We start from the raw sequence: 17,753 nt of genomic DNA, 5'->3' as shown, positions 1-17,753 counted from the left end.
AGAAATTCGAGCAAAGTTTCCGTAAGCCTTGATCTTTATGTCCTTTTGCATCAAGGCAAAAGGACAACACTAAATTCTTGATTAGTTTAAATCACCATTTCTTCAAATGGAATAATGGTATCAAAGCCTTTCTTTGAAAAGTAGTTGATTGCTTCTTTACGGGTGGCGAGGATGAAGTCTCCGCCCCAGGCACCAAGGGATTTTATTGCTCCGGGATAATCGCTGAATCGGCTTTCCCTGATGGGTTTTTTCCCGATGGCTTTTCCGGTTGTTTCCTCGAGTTGGTTGAGTGTTTCTTCAAAACTGTAAAGATCGTCAACTGTTGTAAGTTTATCGGTAAGAGCCGTGATGTGATTTGCGGTCACTTCACGGTCAAATTCTAGTTTGTGGTAATTCCCCACTTCTTTTTGACTGTCTTGTTTTTGGTTGAGGTAAACGAAAAAGAGTTCATCAGCAAACGGTGGGTTGAATGCCACTTCTTCAACTTTTGGCTCGTTGTTTTGGAGCTGATAGAAGATGGGTGAATTGTGCTGTGCGCAGGCCACATCGTAACCGCTCCCGCCCATTGTTTGGCGCAACAACTCAAAAGAATCTACTCCGGCCCATTGAGCCACACAGGAGATCAACGTTGAGCTGGAGCCGAGGCCCCACTTTCGGTTGAAGTCGAGCCGGGTGGTGACCTCGTAATATTTTTGACCGGTTAAAAATGAAGGGTTCAGAATAGAAGCATAGCGGAGAATGTTCTGCAGGTTTCGGGCAGCTTGCTCGTCACTGTTGCTGAGGATTTGGAAGTTTTTGTCGAACCACACTTCCAGCCATATACGGTCGTTTTCATCCATTGCACGCCATTCCACTTTACGCTGATTGGCATCGCGGGTTTGTACATCCAGGCTCTGACCGTAACGAGTGGGAACAGCCAGTGCTTTGGCACCGTCTAAAACGAGGTACTCGCCCGAGATCAGGAGCTTACCGTTTGCCCTGAATTGCATGCTTTACTTTTTGAGCTCTTCAACTGACGAAACACCACGCATCTCGCAAAACTTGTTCACGATCATGTTGTAGTGAGGAACTTTATCCTTGAAGAATTTCTTCATTTCCTCTTTTTCCTCGTTGGTGGCTTCCAGCTTGTTGAGAATGTTGAGCAGGTGCATTTTCATGTGTCCCTGCTGAATACCGGTAGTTACGAGAGCACGCAAGGCACCAAAGTTTTGTGCGAGTCCGCTCGCGGCTACAATGCCCATTAATTCTTTAGCCGATGGATTATCGAGCAGCTCGTGAGCCAGTTTCACAACCGGGTGCAGGTTTGTGAGTCCGCCTACAGTGCCGAGTGCCATAGGAACCTCGATCCAGAATTTGAAAATGCCATCTTCCACTGCGCAATCGGTGAGTGAGCGATATTGGCCACTCCGTGCAGCGTAAGTGTGACATGCAGCCTCGATCGCGCGGAAATCATTTCCCGTGGCAATTACCACTGCATCGATTCCGTTCATGATGCCTTTGTTGTGCGTGGTTGCGCGATAGGGCTCAATGCGCGCCACATGAACAGCGCGTTCAAATTTTTCTACAAATTCTTCGGCTGATACGCCATCGGTTTCGAGAAATTCTACCGGGCAGGAAACCTCAGATCTTACCAAACACTCAGGCGTGTAGTTTGACAGAATACACATGATTATTTGAATGTCTTTTTCCTTTTCGGTGAAAATATCAGATTCTTTTACTGCTTCCTGCAACGTATTGGCGAATTGTTCCAGGCAGGTGTTGATGAAGTTGGCTCCCATGGAGTCAACTGTTTCAAAAGTCGCTTTAATTTGGTAATAGTTGGGCTCTTCAAATGTCTTGTTGATGAGCATGAGATCTTCGATGCCGCCACCGCGCTTGCGCATGTTTTTGGTGATCTCAGCAGTATCGGCATAAAAACGGTCTTTTACTGAGTTGAAGAACTCCCAAAGCTTGTTGTAATCGCCATAGTATGCAAAATGAACGTGACCTACTTTTTTGGTGGAGATCACTTCGCTTTTGAAGCCTCCGCGGTCATACCAAAAGCTGGCTGCCTTGGCGGCTGCTGCAACGACTGAGCTCTCCTCAATTGCCATAGGCATAGCGTAAACCTTATCGTTGATCTTGAAGTTTGGCGCCACACCAAAAGGCAGGAAGTAATTCGTAAGCGTATTCTCGATGAATTCATCGTGAAGCTGCTGTGTTTTAGGGTCTTTGTGCCAGTATTTTTGAAGCGTTTCGCGCGCCTCATCGGGATTGTTGAAATAGTTATTCGTGAGCCATTCGATCTTGGCTTCTTTCGTCATTTTGGAAAATCCCTTTACTTTTTTTGACATGGTCGTTCTTTTTGCAAAATATACTGCGAAAGTAACGCATGTAAAGTGAAATTAGTTTACATAAAAAGGGAATTAAGTTTTTTAGCGGTTGGGTAATAACGGTCAGAGCCCGGACTTCACTCCGGCTCTGACTGTTAATTTATTCACCGTTCAACTTGTACTTGGCCTTGTTGAGCAGGAAGTACATTACGGGTACAATGATGAGTGTGAGGAACGTGGCAAATGTGAGTCCGAAAATGATGGTCCACGAAATTGGCCCCCAGAACATTACGTTGTCACCACCCACATAAATATTGGGATCGAGTGTTTTGAAGAAGCTGAAGAAATCGATGTTCAACCCGATTGCGAGCGGAATCAAACCAAAAATGGTCGTGATTGCCGTGAGCAATACCGGGCGCAAACGTGTTTTACCACCTTCTTCAATTGCTTTTACCACTTCGTTGAACGGAAGTTTTTCATCGTCTTCGAGCTCGAGTTCTTCTCGCCTTCGTTCAATGATGAGGTTGGTGTAGTCGATCAGTACGATTGCGTTGTTCACCACGATACCGGCCAGCGAGATAATCCCTATCATGGTCATGATCACGATAAAGTCCATCTGGAAAATTACCAGCCCTAGCAATACCCCGATCAAACTGAAGAGTACCGAAGTACCGATGATAAACGGAGTACTCACCGAGTTGAACTGCATCACAATGATCATGATGATGAGGAAGAATGCGATAGCGAGAGCAGTTGTGAGGAAGTCCATCTCCTCAGCCTGCTCTTCCTGCTGACCTGTAAACTTGTAGGTGATGCCTTCACTCATGTCGTAATCACTGAGGTGAGTCTTGATATTATTCACTACTTCAGTGGGGTTGTAACCATCGAGCACGTTTGACGAAATCGTGATAATACGTTCCAGGTCTTTTCGTTTCACTGCGCTGAAAGTAGATGTTTTTTTGGCTGTCGCCACTGAAGAAATTGGAATTTGAACGATTTGACCGGTTGAAGGGTCTCTGAATGTGATTCGCTGGTTCATCAGTACTTCAGAATTATTGCGCAATTCTTCTTTCAGCCTGATGTTGATCGGGTAGTCGTCTTCACCTTCTTTGTAGGTGGAAACTTCCTGCCCGTACACTGCTGTACGCAGCGCATTCCCTATTTGTCCGGTTGAAAGGCCAAGTCTGCGCGCTTTAGCTCTGTCGATATTTACTTCTAGCTGCGGCTTGCCCTGTTCAACATCGAGTTTCAATTCCTCAATACCTTCAATATTGGCATCTTTGATAAATGATTTAATGTTTTCAGTCTCTTTCATGAGTGCCAGGTAGTCGTCACCCTGAATTTCAATGTTGATCGGCTTACCTTGCGGTGGGCCAGCCTGGTTTTTATCGACTGATATTTTAGTTCCCGGGTAACCTATTAGGGAGTTCCTGATTTCTGTTTGCACATCGCTGGTCAAAATTCCCCTCCGCAACTGGAATTTCTCGAACGAAACGGTGATTCGGGCCTTGTGCGGTGTACTACCCATTTGCGGACCCTGCATAGGATCTGAGGTTCCTTCTCCAACCTGAGCAATAACAGATTCTACTAGGAAATCTTCTTTCTCACCTGTTTCAGGATTTACAGCCTGGTATTGCTCCAGCACTTTCAGAACCTTTTCCTCGATATCTTTCGTGATCTCATTGGTGTATTCAATATCGGTTCCGATCGGTTTTTCGATGTAGATATTCAAATATTGCGGTTCGTTCTCAGGGAAGAACAGAACCTTTGGTGTAAACTTGATAATGAGAACGATTGAAAGAATCAGAGCCAAAGTGGTTCCGACCAAAAATGCAACCGGCTTTTTGCCGCTGAGTGCATATTTTATGAAACCGTCATAGAAGTTCTCCATTGCCGGGATAATGCGGTTTTGGAAAAAGACCGTTCCCGGATAAATCACAAAGCTGTTCAACAAGAGGAATGTACCGGTTATACCGATGAAGTTCGCTGATACATTTTGACCAGTAAGGAAGAAAATACCGGAAAGCACCAATAACCCGATTGCCGGTTTGATGACTTTCTTGCGGTTGGTTTTGTTTGAGATAAAGGCGTAGTCCTTGAGTGTTAAAATAAGGATTACGGTTACGATAGCTCCAGCAACGTAGTTCAGTGCTCCAGCCTCGGGTTGATCCCCTGCAATGTCTATAAGCATTGCTACAAGTATTGTTACACCGTATATGATTAATCGCTTGGTTGGTATTTTTACATCTTCTTCGTCAATCTTCATGAATTTAGAAGTGAGCACAGGGTTGATGACCAGTGCCACAAATAATGATGATGACAGAACGATGATGAGCGTAATCGGGAGGTACTGCATAAAGTTTCCCACAACGCCCGGCCATAAACCGAGCGGAATAAAGGCCGCTAAAGTTGTTGCAGTAGAAGCTATAATTGGCAGAGCAACTTCTCCAACTCCAGCTTTTGCAGCTTTGAGTGGAGGATAGCCTTCATCCATCAATCGGTAGATGTTTTCCACTACTACAATTCCGTTATCCACGAGCATACCCAGAGCGAGTACGAGCGAGAACAGTACAATTGTGTTCAGCGTTACGCCCATCGCGTTGAGGATGAAGAAAGAAAGAAACATAGAGAGCGGAATAGCAACTCCCACGAAAAGAGCATTACGCAAACCGAGGAAGAAAAGGAGTACTGCAACAACGAGGATAACACCAAAAATAATGTTGTTGGCGAGTTCGTCAACCTGAGTTCTCGTTTGATCACTCTGGTCACCCGTTATTGAAACCTGTAGGTTTTCAGGAAATTCTCTTTGTTGAGCTTTTTCAACGATTTCATTGATTGCATCAGAAGCTTCCAGGAGATTGGCACCACTTCGCTTCATTACGTCAACCATTACAACCGGTTCAGTGTACTGGCGGGCATAGCTTTCTTTTTCTTTTTGGCGGAAAGTGACATTCCCGATGTCGTTCAGGTAAACAATGTTGCCTTTTTCGTGCTTGACAACGATATTTTCGATTTGTTTAAAGTCTTTAAACTCACCCAGCACACGGATGGAACGCTCAAAATTGTCGGTATTGATTTCACCCCCTGAGATTGTGAGGTTTTCGTTTGAGATCGCTCCGGCCACGTCATTGAAGCTGACCTGCATTGCGTTCATCCGGTGAATGTCGAGGTTTACAGCTACTTCTTTTTCAGTGTATCCACGAATATCAACACTGGTGATTTGCGGAAGGTCTTCAATTTCCTCCTGGAGATGTTCAGCGTAATCTTTTAGCTGATCCTGTGAAAATTCTCCTGATAAGTTGATGTTCATGATCGGAACCAGTTCTGAGAAATTCATCTCGAACACGTTCGGTTCTGACGGTAAATCATCAGGGAAGTCTGAGTCGGCTTTTGCTCTATCGACTTCGTCTTTCACTTTTCGCAGCGCTTCTTCAGGTGTAATGCTAAAGTCGAATTTTACCTGTATTGAAGAATATCCCTGAATGGATGTACTGTTCATCTCATCGATTCCAGAAATTGTATTGATTTCTTTTTCGAGAGGTCTTGTGATCAGTTTTTCAATATCGAGGGCTGAGTTTCCGGGATATGGCGTGCCAACGTAAATTTCCGGTGTTACAACCTCGGGGAAACTCTCCTTGGGCATGCTCGAATATGAAATGACTCCCGCAATGAGTATGATTGCGGTGAGGACAAATACTGTCACCCTGTTTTCAACAGAAATTGAGGAGAGTTTAAACTCTTTTATTTTTTCTTTCACGTTACTCATTACCTGTTCGTTTGAGTGTTATTGCTGTAGTGTTACAACCTGGTCTTCTTTTACGCTTCTCGCTCCTTTTGAGATTACGAGTTCATCACCTTTAAGGCCTTCTTTGATGTGCGTTTTGCCATCGTAGCTGAGTCCGGTAGTGATGTACTTGCGTTTCACTTTGTAAGTGTTTTCCTTATGAGATTTGAGCGTGTAAACGTAGTCTTTACCTTCAGCCGTTTGCTGAACGAGGTTGGACTCGATGACAACTGCAGAATCCTGCTGGAAGTCTTTGATTAGTAATCTGGCCAACAAGTTTGGCTTGAGCTCGTCATCAGGGTTCTGAATGTTGACACGCGCCATAAAAGTGCGGTTATTGGGGTTGATGTATTGTCCGGTTCGGGCAATTGATGTATCGATTTCAAGATCGAGTGCATCAAACTGAGCGATTACCTGTGTTCCTTTGTCAACTGTACCGATGTAGCGTTCTGATACATCAGCTTCAATGTACATGTCACCGAGGTTGATAATGCGCATGAGCGGCATTCCCGGTGAAGCCATTTCTCCTTCTTTGGGGAAAATCTTGTCGACTGTTCCGCTTATTGGTGATTTGAGGTTAGCCATATCGAGCTGACTGTTGAGGGTGTTGAGTCTGCTTTCGAGGTTTTCTTTTCTGTTTTTAGCCTCGAGATAGCTTACTTCAGAGCCGATGTTTTTGTCCCACAACCTTTTTTGACGATTGTAAATTTCTTTAGCAAGAGACAATTGTGACTGAACTTCTTTGATGTTGTTTCGCACAACTTCAGCATCGATGTTGAGCAGGAGCTGTCCTTTTTTAACATCGTCTCCTTCATCCACTAAAATGCTCAGTATTTCGCCTGATGTTTCAGCGTAAACCTGTATGTTTTCTTTAGCTTCAACATTTCCGTAAACTTCAATAAAGTGCTTGAATGTTTCGCGGTGGGCATTGACAGCCGCAACCTGGTTGAGCTTTCTCGTGGAATCGAGCTTCACGATTTCTTTTTGAACTGAATCGAGTTTTGACTTGATTGTTTCGTACTCTTTCGTGAGGCTGTCTTTTTGAGTTGTTAGCTCACTTAAAACCGGGTCTTTTGTTTGTTCAGATCCGCACGAAAACAAGAGTAAGGCCGTACTTAAAATTGCTAGATAAGCTCTCATGATTATAAGTTGTTAAGAATTTGATCTAAATTGGTTTTGGATTCTATAAGGCTGTTAATGCTGTTTATATATTGCGCCTGTGTTTGAAAAAATTGTCTTTGTGCCTGCGCGAGATCCAGGCTAGATGAAACTCCCTCTTTGTATTTAAATGTTTGCTTTTTGAGGATTTTGCGCGATAGTTCAAGACTCTCCTTGTTGTTTTGAAATTCGTTCAATGTAGTGAGATAGCTCGATTTTGCCTGGAGGAATTCTACTGAGAGTTGCTGAGTTGTTTGTCTCATGTCAACTTCAGCTTTCTCCATTTCAATTTTTGCCTGCTGAATTTTGTAATGGCGCATTAAACTGGAGAAAATGGGAACTTGCAAACTAACTCCCCACACGGTTGAAGGGTACCAAAAGTCGCCATCACTTACTTCGAGTTCATTGCTGAGGTAGTTTTGATTGTAGTTAAAGAAAGCATTGAGCTTTGGAAGAGCTTTAGCCTGTTCGTTTTTATAATTCAAATATTGAATTTCTTTATTAGTGGCGGCAATTCGGTAATCGATATTTGAAGCAGGGTTGAATTCCTGATTTTTTGCATCCGGTGAGTTTCCGTAAGCAAGAATGGCGTCCAGGCTATCAGTAAGCGTGATAGTTGTATCAACCGGCAATCCCATTTGATATTTCAGCAGGTGTAAGGAGATGTCAGTGAGTCGTTTGGCTCGCTGAACCTGGTTCTGAGTAGATTGAAGCAAGATCTTGAGTTGATCTACATCTTCTTCTGCAGTAAAACCTTCTTCATAAAGGGCATTAGTTTCGTTGTAGGTTTTTTCAAGAGTTCCGAGGTTGTTTTCTAGCGTTTTTAAGTTTTCAGTTGAAACGATAACGCCTGTATAAGCCTGTGTAACTCCCGAAATGATTTCTTGCTCCGTTTTGACCTTAGCGTTTTTGCTGAGTTCTCGATAAGTCTTTGCCGCTCTCAATCCAACGATGTAAGAGCCGTCAAAAATCAACTGATTGGCTGATAAGCCAGCGCTGATGTTATATTCAGTTCCAAACTGAGCTGGTATATATTCTGGGTTTGGGGGACGAACCTGACTCGGATCAATTACATCGTAGTTAACCAGTGACTGACCCACTACAGGTGATATGAAGTTAGGAACAACCTGAGTTGGTATGTCTATGAAGTTCTGAAATTCAGCAGATCCGTTGATTTGTGGAAGCCCAATAGCCGTTGTTTCGCGAACCCGGTCACGAGCAGCCTCTACATCCATTTGCGCTTTCTTGCCAAAATAGCTGTGTTCCAAAGCGTATTTTTTCGCTTCTTCCAGACTGAACTCCTGTTGACTAAATCCCGCTAATGTGGCCGTAACGGTTAATATGGTAAGCAATATAGCCTTTAAGTAATTCATTGTTTGTCGTTATTTTCCGGTAATAATTGTGTTTTGATTTTCTTGAGGTATTGAAACCCTTTTTCACTTGCTATTCCTCTCATGTGGTAACGGAAAGCTTCAACCTGAACTCTTGGGATGGCTTCATTGCAATCCTTTGAATGCTGGGATTGTAGAACCGCATCTATTAAGTTGCTGTAGAAATACCCAATAAGCTGTGGGTTAGCATCATTTCGGTATAACTCTTCTTTAATCCCTTTATTGATGTTTTCTACAATACATTTGCTGATGAATTCACCTTTGAACTCATTGAAGGATTTAAAAGCTTCAGGGTAATATTTTTCCAGGTCGTAAAAGATAGAAGGGTGAATTTCGAGAAGCATGTTAATGACAAAATCAGTAATAGCGTACATTTCATCAATCGCGTTGAGATTTTTGCTCATTATTGCTTCAACATGTTCAATGTGCTGGCATTCTCTATGAATAGCACACTGTTTTACAAGGTCGTGCTTGTTATCGACAAATTTGTAAAGCGTTTTCTTGGAAACACTGAGTTCGCGAGCAATGTCATCCATTGTCATGCTCTTGATTCCGTTTTTCATAAACAGCTCAGTAATAGCAGGGACAGTGTTTTCTTTCCAGTCTTTTTCTTCTTCCTTTGCCATAATGCGCAGCAAATGTAAGTGAAACTTTACACGCAGGAAACGAAATAAGTAAAAAATGTTTCCGTGGTTTTTTTCAGTGACAAGTGGTAGGTTGGTTAAATGAATAAATCGAGTAGTTTCAAAAGGCAAAATCAATAGCTACTTTTGCGCTTCTTAAAATCGTTTATTGAAGGAATTGAAAATGGAACGAATTAAAATTGAGTCTTTATTAAAATCTGAGCCGGTAGGTGATAAAAAGCTGGTTAAGGGTTGGGTCAGAACCAAAAGGGGTAGCAAAAGTGTGAACTTCATCGCGCTAAATGACGGGTCTTGTATTCACAACCTGCAAATCGTTGCCGATACTGAGAATTTCAGTGAAGAAGTTTTGCGAAAGATCACAACCGGAGCTGCTATTTCAGTTTTTGGCGAGATAAGCGAGTCCAAAGGATCAGGGCAAAGTGTTGAGATGGTAGCTGAGAAAATTGAAATTCTTGGCGTTGCTGATTCTGAAAAGTACCCGCTTCAACCAAAAAAACACTCGCTCGAGTTTTTGCGTGAAATAGCACACCTGAGGTTCAGGACAAACACTTTTGGTGCGGTTTTCAGAATTCGTCACGCCCTCTCATTTGCCATTCACGAGTACTTCAATAAAAACGGTTTTTACTATTTGAATACGCCAATCATTACCGGATCTGACGCTGAAGGAGCCGGGGAAATGTTTCGCGTAACAAATTTTGATCTGGATAATATCCCGAAAAACGAAGAAGGGAAGATCGACTTCAAAGAAGATTTTTTTGGTCGTGAAACGAACCTTACCGTTTCGGGTCAGCTCGAAGCTGAGTTAGGAGCGATGGCACTATCTCAGGTTTACACTTTTGGCCCCACATTCAGAGCCGAAAACAGCAATACTTCTCGTCACCTGGCTGAATTCTGGATGGTTGAACCTGAAGTAGCTTTTGCTGATCTCAAGGATGACATGGATTTGGCTGAAGATTTCCTCAAGTACATTGTTCAATATGCTCTGGATAACTGTGCTGATGATTTGGCCTTTTTAGAAAACCGCATTGAGCAGGAGGATAAACAAAAGCCAAAAGATCAACGCCAGCCGATGTCGCTTACTGAAAAGTTAAAATTCATTGTTGAGAATGAATTTGAACGCGTTACCTATACTGATGCGATTGATGTTTTGAAAAATTCAAAACCCAATAAAAAGAAGAAGTTCAACTACCTTATTGAAGAATGGGGAGCTGACTTGCAGAGTGAGCACGAGCGCTTTTTAGTTGAGAAGCATTTCAAGAAACCGGTAATCCTGTATGACTACCCGGCTGATATTAAGGCTTTCTACATGCGCCAAAATGATGACGATAAAACTGTGGCAGCTATGGATATCCTGTTTCCGGGAATCGGTGAGATTGTTGGTGGTTCACAACGCGAGGAACGCCTTTCGGTTCTGACCGAAAAAATGGAAGCCTTCAATATTCCCGAAGAAGAAATGTGGTGGTACCTCGATACGAGAAAGTACGGAACTGCTCCACACAGCGGGTTTGGACTGGGGTTTGAAAGGCTGGTTCTATTTGTTACAGGAATGAGCAACATAAGAGATGTTATTGCTTTTCCCAGAACTCCGGGAAGTGCAGAGTTTTAAAAATGAATGTTAAAATTGAAATAAAGGGGTGCTAAAATTTATTGGCATCCCTTTTTTTTGCAGTGAGAATTGGTTACTTTTCAATCAAAATTCGTGCCACTGCTATTGTGGTTGTGTGGTTAGGGGAAATTAAACCATCATGTTAGAGCAAAAGTTACAGCAGAAATTACTTCAAAAGCTATCACCACAGCAAATTCAGTTGATGAAGTTGCTCCAGGTTCCAACTGTTGCTATAGAGCAACGTGTAAAGGAAGAGATGGAGCAAAATCCGGCTCTTGAGGAAGGCGCAACATCAGAACGCGAAGAGCAGGACGGAGAGGAGTACAGTGATGTTTACGAGGAACGCAGCGAGGCTGAACAGGAGTTTGACTTTTCTGATTATACGGATGACGAAACTCCGGCATATAAATATACCATTAAAAATAAAGGTAGAGATGATGATGAAAAGGGAGTTCCGCTGAGTGGAGGCTCTACTTTTCACGACAGACTTATTGAGCAGATGGGGCTCCAATCAATTAATGAAAGAGAACACCGAATAGCGACTCATTTGATTGGCAATATTGATGATGCGGGGTATTTGAGGCGTGAGCTCATTGCAATTGTAGATGATTTAGCTTTTACTCAGAACCTCATGACTGATGAGGATGAGCTCGAAAAGCTACTGGAAATGATTCAGGATTTTGATCCTCCGGGTGTTGGTGCGCGTGATTTGCAGGAGTGTTTGCTTCTCCAGGTTAAACGAAAACTCAATAAACGCCCAAATGATGAAGGTTTATTGCTTGCAGAGTCTATTCTAGACAAAACATTCAAAGAGTTTACCAAAAAGCACTATGATAAAATCCTTTCTAAACTGGATATTGAAGAGGAGGATTTAAAAAAGGGGTTGGATGAAATTTTAAAGCTGAACCCCAAGCCTGGCAACAGCCTCAGTAATAATGCTGAGCCGGTTGAGCATGTCGTTCCTGACTTTACCATAACAAACGATGATGATGAGCTTCAGGTACAACTCAATGGCCGAAATGCTCCGGAGTTACGAGTGAGTCCGCAATACAGCGAGATGTTTGAAGCGTACAACCAAAACAAAAAGGCAGCTACTAAAGAGCAAAAAGATGCACTGGTTTTTGTCAAGCAAAAGCTAGACTCTGCCAAGTGGTTCATCGATGCCATCAAACAACGTCAACAAACATTACTGATGACGATGGAGGCAATCATGGAGCGTCAACGGGAATATTTTTTGACAGGAGATGAAACGAAACTAAAGCCAATGATCCTGAAAGATATTGCCGAAAAAGTTCATCTTGATATTAGTACTATTTCACGTGTGGTGAACAGTAAATATGTTGAAACTCCATACGGCACGTTTTTGCTAAAAAGCTTTTTTAGCGAAAGCATTTCTACTGATAGTGGAGAAGAGGTGAGTACACGTGAGGTGAAGAAAAAACTGCAGGACTTGATCGATGATGAAGATTCTCAAAAACCGCTCACTGATGATCGCCTTGCGAAACTTTTAAAAAATCAGGGTTACAATATTGCCAGGAGAACCGTGGCTAAATACCGCGAGCAACTGCAAATACCGGTTGCCAGATTGAGAAAGAGCTTATGATTCAAAAGTTAGCGAAATTCATCTCTGTCGTTTTTCATCCGTTGATCATGCCAACCTATGGTGTGCTTTTGCTCTTCAATTTCGTTGATGCATACTTTGTTTACACAATCAATGAAGCTGCCCGCACATTCATTTTGTCGATTGTATTCCTCAATACATTTCTGCTGCCTGTAGGTCTTATTCTCTATCTCCTCAGAACCAAAAGGATCACCGATATTCAGGTGACAAATCGCGAAGAGCGATGGTTGCCGATTATTTTAACAACACTATTTTACGTCACGACTTATTATTTGCTCGATGAATTTGGAATGAACCGGATAGTAATGTTGATGCTGGGAGCTGCAATACTGTCGATTATTGCAGCATTTTTTATCAACTTGGTTTGGAAAATCAGCATGCACATGGTTGGACTGGGAGGTTTAGCCGGAGTGTTTTACGGCATGGCGCAAGTGCTCAATGTCCCTGTAGTTTTAGTACTGCTGTTATTGATTTTAGTCAGCGGAATTGTAGGTTATGCCAGGTTAACTCTAAAACAACACACCTTAAACCAACTGCTTGCAGGAGCAGTTTTGGGTTTTATTGTGAGCTATTTGGTATTTGAATTTGGAGTTGCTTAAAATGGTGTAATCGTCACGCCAAATGATAGCTGAGTTGCTTCAGGCCCATGACCTTCATTGAATAACGGACTCAAACCGTAGTAAGCATTTAACCCAACTTTTCCGTATCCGGCTCTAAAGTAAGCACCGTAGCGAAACTCGTAAAGATCTGGGAAAATATATGTTTTGTACTTGTCTTTTCTACTGTTGTCAATTACAAGCTTGTCATGAACATCAAATTGCAAGCCAGCTTTAAAACCTATCGTAAATTTCCACCGATGTCCGCGTTTGTCTTCATTAGACCTGTAACGCAACTCTAAAGGAATGTCCAGATATGTGAGAGCAACTTTATTGTTGCGGTAATCAACAGAATCTGGAAGTTTTTGAAAAGTTGAATAATCTTCAGTTTCTTCATTGCCAACTCGTCTTATTTGAGAATTGCTGTAGTAGCTTTGACTGCTGATACCTCCACCAATTGCAATGGCGAAATTGCTCGACATTATGGGTCTGTCGTAGAGCAGGTAAAAACTCATGCCATTGTTCCATGGCTTAAAATCCAAACCTGCTGGTTTATTCTCAAACATGAGCATTTCATAGCCCAGATCAACAACAAAATTGTCCATCTTCTCCATTGGCTTTTTAGGCTCTTGTGCAGTTGTTGGTTGTTGGCTTTGGTTCTGACAAAAAACTGAAATGGAGAACGCCAACATTGATATAGTGAAAGTTATTACCTTTATCCTCATCTAATTGATAATTTGGCCACAAAGCTATAATAATTGTAGCTGAGTAATTGTAACCAACTTAATGCTTTTTTATTGCGTTTATAAAGAAAACACCTGTCATGAAAAATCTTTTTTTTCTCCCTCTTCTTTTCCTGGCTTTTACTGTTAACGGTCAGAGCCTTGGCGATTACCAAAAGATTGACTCTACGAAAGTTCTCAATTTTGGTGTAGAGCGTGATTATCCATGGGCAGGAGGCTTTAACAATCCGCAGTTCTCCTCCATTGATTTGAATAAAGATGGATTTGACGATATTGCTGTATTCGATAAAACAGGTGACAGGGTCTACACTTTTTTGAATGAAGGCGTTCAGGGACAGGCTGATTACACATATGCGCCTGAATACGAGAAATTTTTCCCTGATACTTTACGCAATATGATGTTGATGCGAGACATGAATTGTAACGGGAAAATGGACATCTTTACTCAAAGGCCAAATGGCGGAGGGATACGGGTTTATGAAAATGTTACACCTCAAGCTACAACAGACTCATTGAGTTTTGAGTTGGCATATCAAGATTTAGAAGCTACATTCTCAGGCGGACAAACTTTCGTTTATCTATTATCCAGCGATATTCCAATTATTGAAGATATGGATGGAGATGGTGATCTTGATATTGTCTCTGGTCACAATTTTGGAACCTATTTCTCTTATTATGAAAATGTAGCTCCAAATTGTGATACTTTGATTTACGATAAAGTTTCAGGAAATGCTTGCTGGGCAGGTTTTTTTGAAAATGTTTACGGTGATGTTATTCTCAACGACTCGTTTTGTCAAACCTACAGGCTGGGTAATCATATACCTCCTTTGTATGATCACAACCAACAAAGAGGTGCTGAAAGACATGCCGGATCAGCACTGTCTGCTTTTGATTTAAATGCAGACGGGTTGATGGATGTTGTCCTCAGTGATGTGGATAGACCCGGTGTTAAAGGAATTTTCAATGGTGGAACTCCAGACTCCGCTTACATGGTATCTGTTGATACTGCATTCCCTGCAAACTCATTGCCGGTAGATCTTCCAAATATGAGTGCTATATTTTTTATGGATGTGAATAATGATGGTTTGGAAGATTTTATTGCCGGCCCAACTCAGCGCGATCAAAGTAAAGATGTTGACAATGCATGGCTGTACATTAATACAGGGACTTCAACCAACCCTGTTTTCACTTTTAACCGTAAAGATTTTCTTTCACGGCAAATGATTGATCATGGTACAGGATCATATCCAAAATTTATAGATGTTGATAAGGATGGATTAAAAGATATCCTTGTGGGAAATACCGGTTATTTTCAAAACTACAATAGCCTGGCTTTTAAAACTGAGTGGAAAAGCCAACTGGCTTATTTTAAGAATACCGGTGATTCCATAACCCCTAAGTTTGACTTTATCACTGATGATTTTGAAAGCATTGGTCAACACAATATGGAAGGTTTATATCCTGCATTTGGAGATTTAGACGGTGATGGAGATTTAGATATGTTGGCCGGTAAAATCAATGGGGAAGTAGCCTTTTTCAGAAATACATCACCAGTAGGTGCGCCAATGCAGTTTACATTGGTTGATTCGTCTTTTATGAAAATTCAGGGGTCGCCTTATTTCACTCCGGAGTTATATGATTTGGATAGTGATGGTGACCTCGATATTATAGCCGGGAACAACAACGGGTCAATCGATTTTTATGAAAATATTGGAAATAGCACCTCTCCTCAATTTCAATCGTCAGCGACACAGCAAAATTTAGGTGGAGTATTTCATAAGCGGCCGGCATATCCCGGCAATATTGGTCTTTCTATAGCTCCTTTTCCAACAGAAAACTCTAGCGAAAAATTAATTGTTTCAACTTATGAGTACGGGGTTTTTGTCTATGATTTTCTCAATCCTGATACATCGGGCAATTATCCCGTGATAGATTCTATGATGGTTAAAGGAAGGCAAATCGCAATGACAGGTGATGTAGTTACATATGCTAATGATTCTATCGAGCTTGTTTATGGAGAAAAAACCGGAGGGTTGACTTATTTAGCATTGCCTCATACATTTCAGGATACTACTCCTATTGACACTACACCAGTAGATACAACACCTGTTGATACAGGAAATGGAGACACTACCGGGATTTGGATAAATAATATCAATCGGTATGTGCAGGTAGATGTGTATCCAAACCCAACTAATGATGTTTTCTACATTGATGTAGCCACTAAAGGAAGAGAAACTGTGCTACTCTCCATTTATGACATAAAGGGTGTTTTGGTAAAAGAGCGCAGGTTGGCTGTAAACAAAAAGCGAAGTAGAGAAGAGTTTGATTTATCGGGCTATGATTCTGGGGTTTATTTGATCAGGGTATTGACCGAAAATGGAGTGGTTACCAAAAGAATCACAAAAAAATGACAAGTTCGTGCAACCTATTTTGATTGCGATGTATCATAAATAATGAAAGGTTCGCACGATTTACTTTCAAAGGGTAAAATAAAAAAAGCCGCAAATTCGCGGCTTTTTTTATTGTTGTATGAGGAGAGCGAACGCTTATGCTTCAGCGTTCTTTTGGTCGAATTTCTTTTTTATTCCGTAAGCTGCACCAGCTGCGAGTAGTATTTCAACTCCAGGAAGAGGAGAGTATGGAGTGTTATTTCCCGAGCCTGGTGGCGGAGGTGGTGCAAAGAGCAAGTGTCCACTAAAAGTGAAAACTGCTATAGCGATGGTTGTTTTAAGTAGTTGTTTCATGATTCCCCTTATTAATCCCTATTTTCTGTTATCAAAAGTATTGTAACACAAAGCCAAAGAGAGCCTTATTGACCGGGTCAGGCTATTAGTTGAGGTAAGAGAAGCATAAGGTGTAATCTTTGCGGAATAAGATGCAAAGACACTTTTTGAGCTTTAATGAACAAAAAGCATTTGTGTAAAGAAGAAATTGAGTTGTGAGAAAAGAAAGGGAAAAAGTGGGCCCAGCTGGGCTCGAACCAGCGACCACCTGATTATGAGTCAGGTGCTCTAACCAACTGAGCTATGGGCCCAAGTGAAAGTGTTTTCACTTTTGAAGGGCGACAAAAGTAATAAAAGAAAATGGATTATTTCAAGTAAGTTTGTGTGTCATGGCTATTCAATCTGGTAAACCAACAGTGATTTTTGATTTTGGTGGTGTTCTCTATGAGATCGATTTCCATAATTGTGTGACAACTTTTAAAAACATGGGAGTCCCTGATTTTGATAAGCACTACTCCAAAGCAACGCAAAGTGGGTTGTTTCAGGATTTTGAAAAAGGCTTGCTTTCTTCTAATCAGTTTGTAGATAAGCTGAATGAAAAGATTGACTTACGACTCGATAAAGAAAAAGTGAAAACTGCCTGGAATTCACTACTAGTTGGCTATTTGGATGAAAATCTTTCGGTTCTGACCGAAATAAAAAATGATTTCAACCTCATTTTACTAAGCAATACGAATGAAATTCACCACTCGCAATTCTCAGCTGAACTGAAGAATTTATACGGTGCGAATTTTGAAGATTTATTTGATGAAGTGCTATTTTCTCACAAGGTGAATATGCGTAAGCCCGATTTTGAAATTTATGATCGCGCAAAATCTAATATTCCTAATAATTCGCGAGTTGTTTTTATTGATGATTCTATTCAAAATATTGAATCGGCAGAGAGAGCAGGAATTACCAGCTTCCATTTTGGTCAGAACCAATCCTTAAAGGATCAATTACCCGGCATCCTGGCAAAGCTCAACGAGTAATCCGTTTGCAGATTTTGGGTGTATGAAGACGATGAGCTTGTTATCTGCTCCTTTTTTTGGCGTTTCGTTGATGAACTGGAATCCTTCTTTTTTCAATCTATCAATTTCGGCATGAATATCATCAACAGCAATTGCTACGTG

At 41.6% G+C, this 17,753-nt stretch carries 14 protein-coding genes and 1 tRNA gene; 5 read left to right on the top strand and 10 right to left on the bottom strand.

Annotation, left to right across the window (positions count from 1 at the left end; translation table 11 throughout):
• Positions 1-86 precede the first annotated feature (86 nt).
• The 6 genes from RI557_RS09545 to RI557_RS09520 form a co-directional block, all read right to left on the bottom strand.
• Positions 87-989 carry a GYDIA family GHMP kinase gene (locus RI557_RS09545; protein WP_310683470.1) on the bottom strand — a complete coding sequence of 301 codons (903 nt, stop codon included), beginning with the start codon at positions 987-989 and terminating at the stop codon, positions 87-89.
• Between the two features lie 3 nt (positions 990-992).
• Positions 993-2,333, bottom strand: a complete 1,341-nt coding sequence (locus RI557_RS09540) for a hydroxymethylglutaryl-CoA reductase, degradative (protein WP_310668806.1) — start codon at positions 2,331-2,333, stop codon at positions 993-995.
• Positions 2,334-2,472: 139 nt separating this feature from the next.
• Complete coding sequence (locus tag RI557_RS09535) at positions 2,473-6,078, bottom strand: efflux RND transporter permease subunit (protein WP_310668807.1); 3,606 nt, start codon at positions 6,076-6,078, stop codon at positions 2,473-2,475.
• Between the two features lie 18 nt (positions 6,079-6,096).
• A complete protein-coding gene (locus tag RI557_RS09530; protein ID WP_310668808.1) occupies positions 6,097-7,236 on the bottom strand; it encodes an efflux RND transporter periplasmic adaptor subunit in 1,140 nt (379 codons plus the stop codon).
• A gap of 2 nt (positions 7,237-7,238) precedes the next feature.
• Positions 7,239-8,627, bottom strand: a complete 1,389-nt coding sequence (locus tag RI557_RS09525; protein ID WP_310668809.1) for a TolC family protein — start codon at positions 8,625-8,627, stop codon at positions 7,239-7,241.
• On the bottom strand, positions 8,624-9,271 hold the full coding sequence (locus RI557_RS09520; protein WP_310668810.1) for a TetR/AcrR family transcriptional regulator: 648 nt from the start codon (positions 9,269-9,271) through the stop codon (positions 8,624-8,626). Before RI557_RS09520 ends, RI557_RS09525 begins: the two co-directional genes overlap by 4 nt.
• 181 nt (positions 9,272-9,452) lie before the next feature.
• Between RI557_RS09520 and asnS the strand changes: the two genes are divergently transcribed.
• The 3 genes from asnS (at position 9,453) to RI557_RS09505 (ending at position 13,115) form a co-directional block, all read left to right on the top strand.
• The gene (asnS, locus tag RI557_RS09515) at positions 9,453-10,895 is read left to right on the top strand and encodes an asparagine--tRNA ligase (protein ID WP_310668811.1); all 1,443 of its coding nucleotides are present in this window, start codon (positions 9,453-9,455) and stop codon (positions 10,893-10,895) included.
• Between the two features lie 139 nt (positions 10,896-11,034).
• Positions 11,035-12,498 carry an RNA polymerase factor sigma-54 gene (gene rpoN / locus RI557_RS09510; RefSeq protein ID WP_310683468.1) on the top strand — a complete coding sequence of 488 codons (1,464 nt, stop codon included), beginning with the start codon at positions 11,035-11,037 and terminating at the stop codon, positions 12,496-12,498.
• Entirely contained in the window at positions 12,495-13,115 is a 621-nt protein-coding gene (locus RI557_RS09505) for a hypothetical protein (RefSeq protein WP_310668813.1), read from the top strand. Before rpoN ends, RI557_RS09505 begins: the two co-directional genes overlap by 4 nt.
• On the opposite strand, the gene RI557_RS09500 is transcribed toward RI557_RS09505, so the two are convergent.
• Positions 13,112-13,837 carry a porin family protein gene (locus RI557_RS09500; protein ID WP_310683466.1) on the bottom strand — a complete coding sequence of 242 codons (726 nt, stop codon included), beginning with the start codon at positions 13,835-13,837 and terminating at the stop codon, positions 13,112-13,114. The genes RI557_RS09505 and RI557_RS09500 overlap by 4 nt on opposite strands.
• Positions 13,838-13,935: 98 nt before the next feature.
• Here RI557_RS09500 and RI557_RS09495 point away from each other — a divergent pair, with 98 nt between their 5' ends.
• A complete protein-coding gene (locus tag RI557_RS09495) occupies positions 13,936-16,269 on the top strand; it encodes a T9SS type A sorting domain-containing protein (protein ID WP_310683464.1) in 2,334 nt (777 codons plus the stop codon).
• Between the two features lie 135 nt (positions 16,270-16,404).
• Here the strand turns inward: RI557_RS09495 and RI557_RS09490 are convergent, their stop codons facing one another.
• Together RI557_RS09490 and RI557_RS09485 are read right to left on the bottom strand one after the other, a co-directional pair.
• On the bottom strand, positions 16,405-16,602 hold the full coding sequence (locus tag RI557_RS09490) for a hypothetical protein (protein ID WP_310683462.1): 198 nt from the start codon (positions 16,600-16,602) through the stop codon (positions 16,405-16,407).
• 216 nt (positions 16,603-16,818) lie between these two features.
• Positions 16,819-16,892 (bottom strand) — tRNA-Ile (locus tag RI557_RS09485).
• Positions 16,893-16,970: 78 nt separating this feature from the next.
• On the opposite strand from RI557_RS09485, the gene RI557_RS09480 reads away from it, so the two are divergent.
• Positions 16,971-17,612 (top strand): HAD family phosphatase, encoded by a 642-nt coding sequence (locus RI557_RS09480; protein ID WP_310683460.1) that lies wholly within the window; start codon positions 16,971-16,973, stop codon positions 17,610-17,612.
• Here RI557_RS09480 and RI557_RS09475 read toward each other — a convergent pair.
• Positions 17,580-17,753: VOC family protein (locus RI557_RS09475; RefSeq protein WP_409079700.1), on the bottom strand; the 174-nt coding region annotated here is incomplete at its 5' end. The two genes, RI557_RS09480 and RI557_RS09475, sit on opposite strands and share 33 nt — an antisense overlap.

The organism is Salibacter sp., assembly GCF_031581065.1.
Taxonomy (GTDB): Bacteria; Bacteroidota; Bacteroidia; order Flavobacteriales_G; family Salibacteraceae; genus Salibacter.
This window is presented reverse-complemented; position numbering and strand designations above follow the sequence as displayed.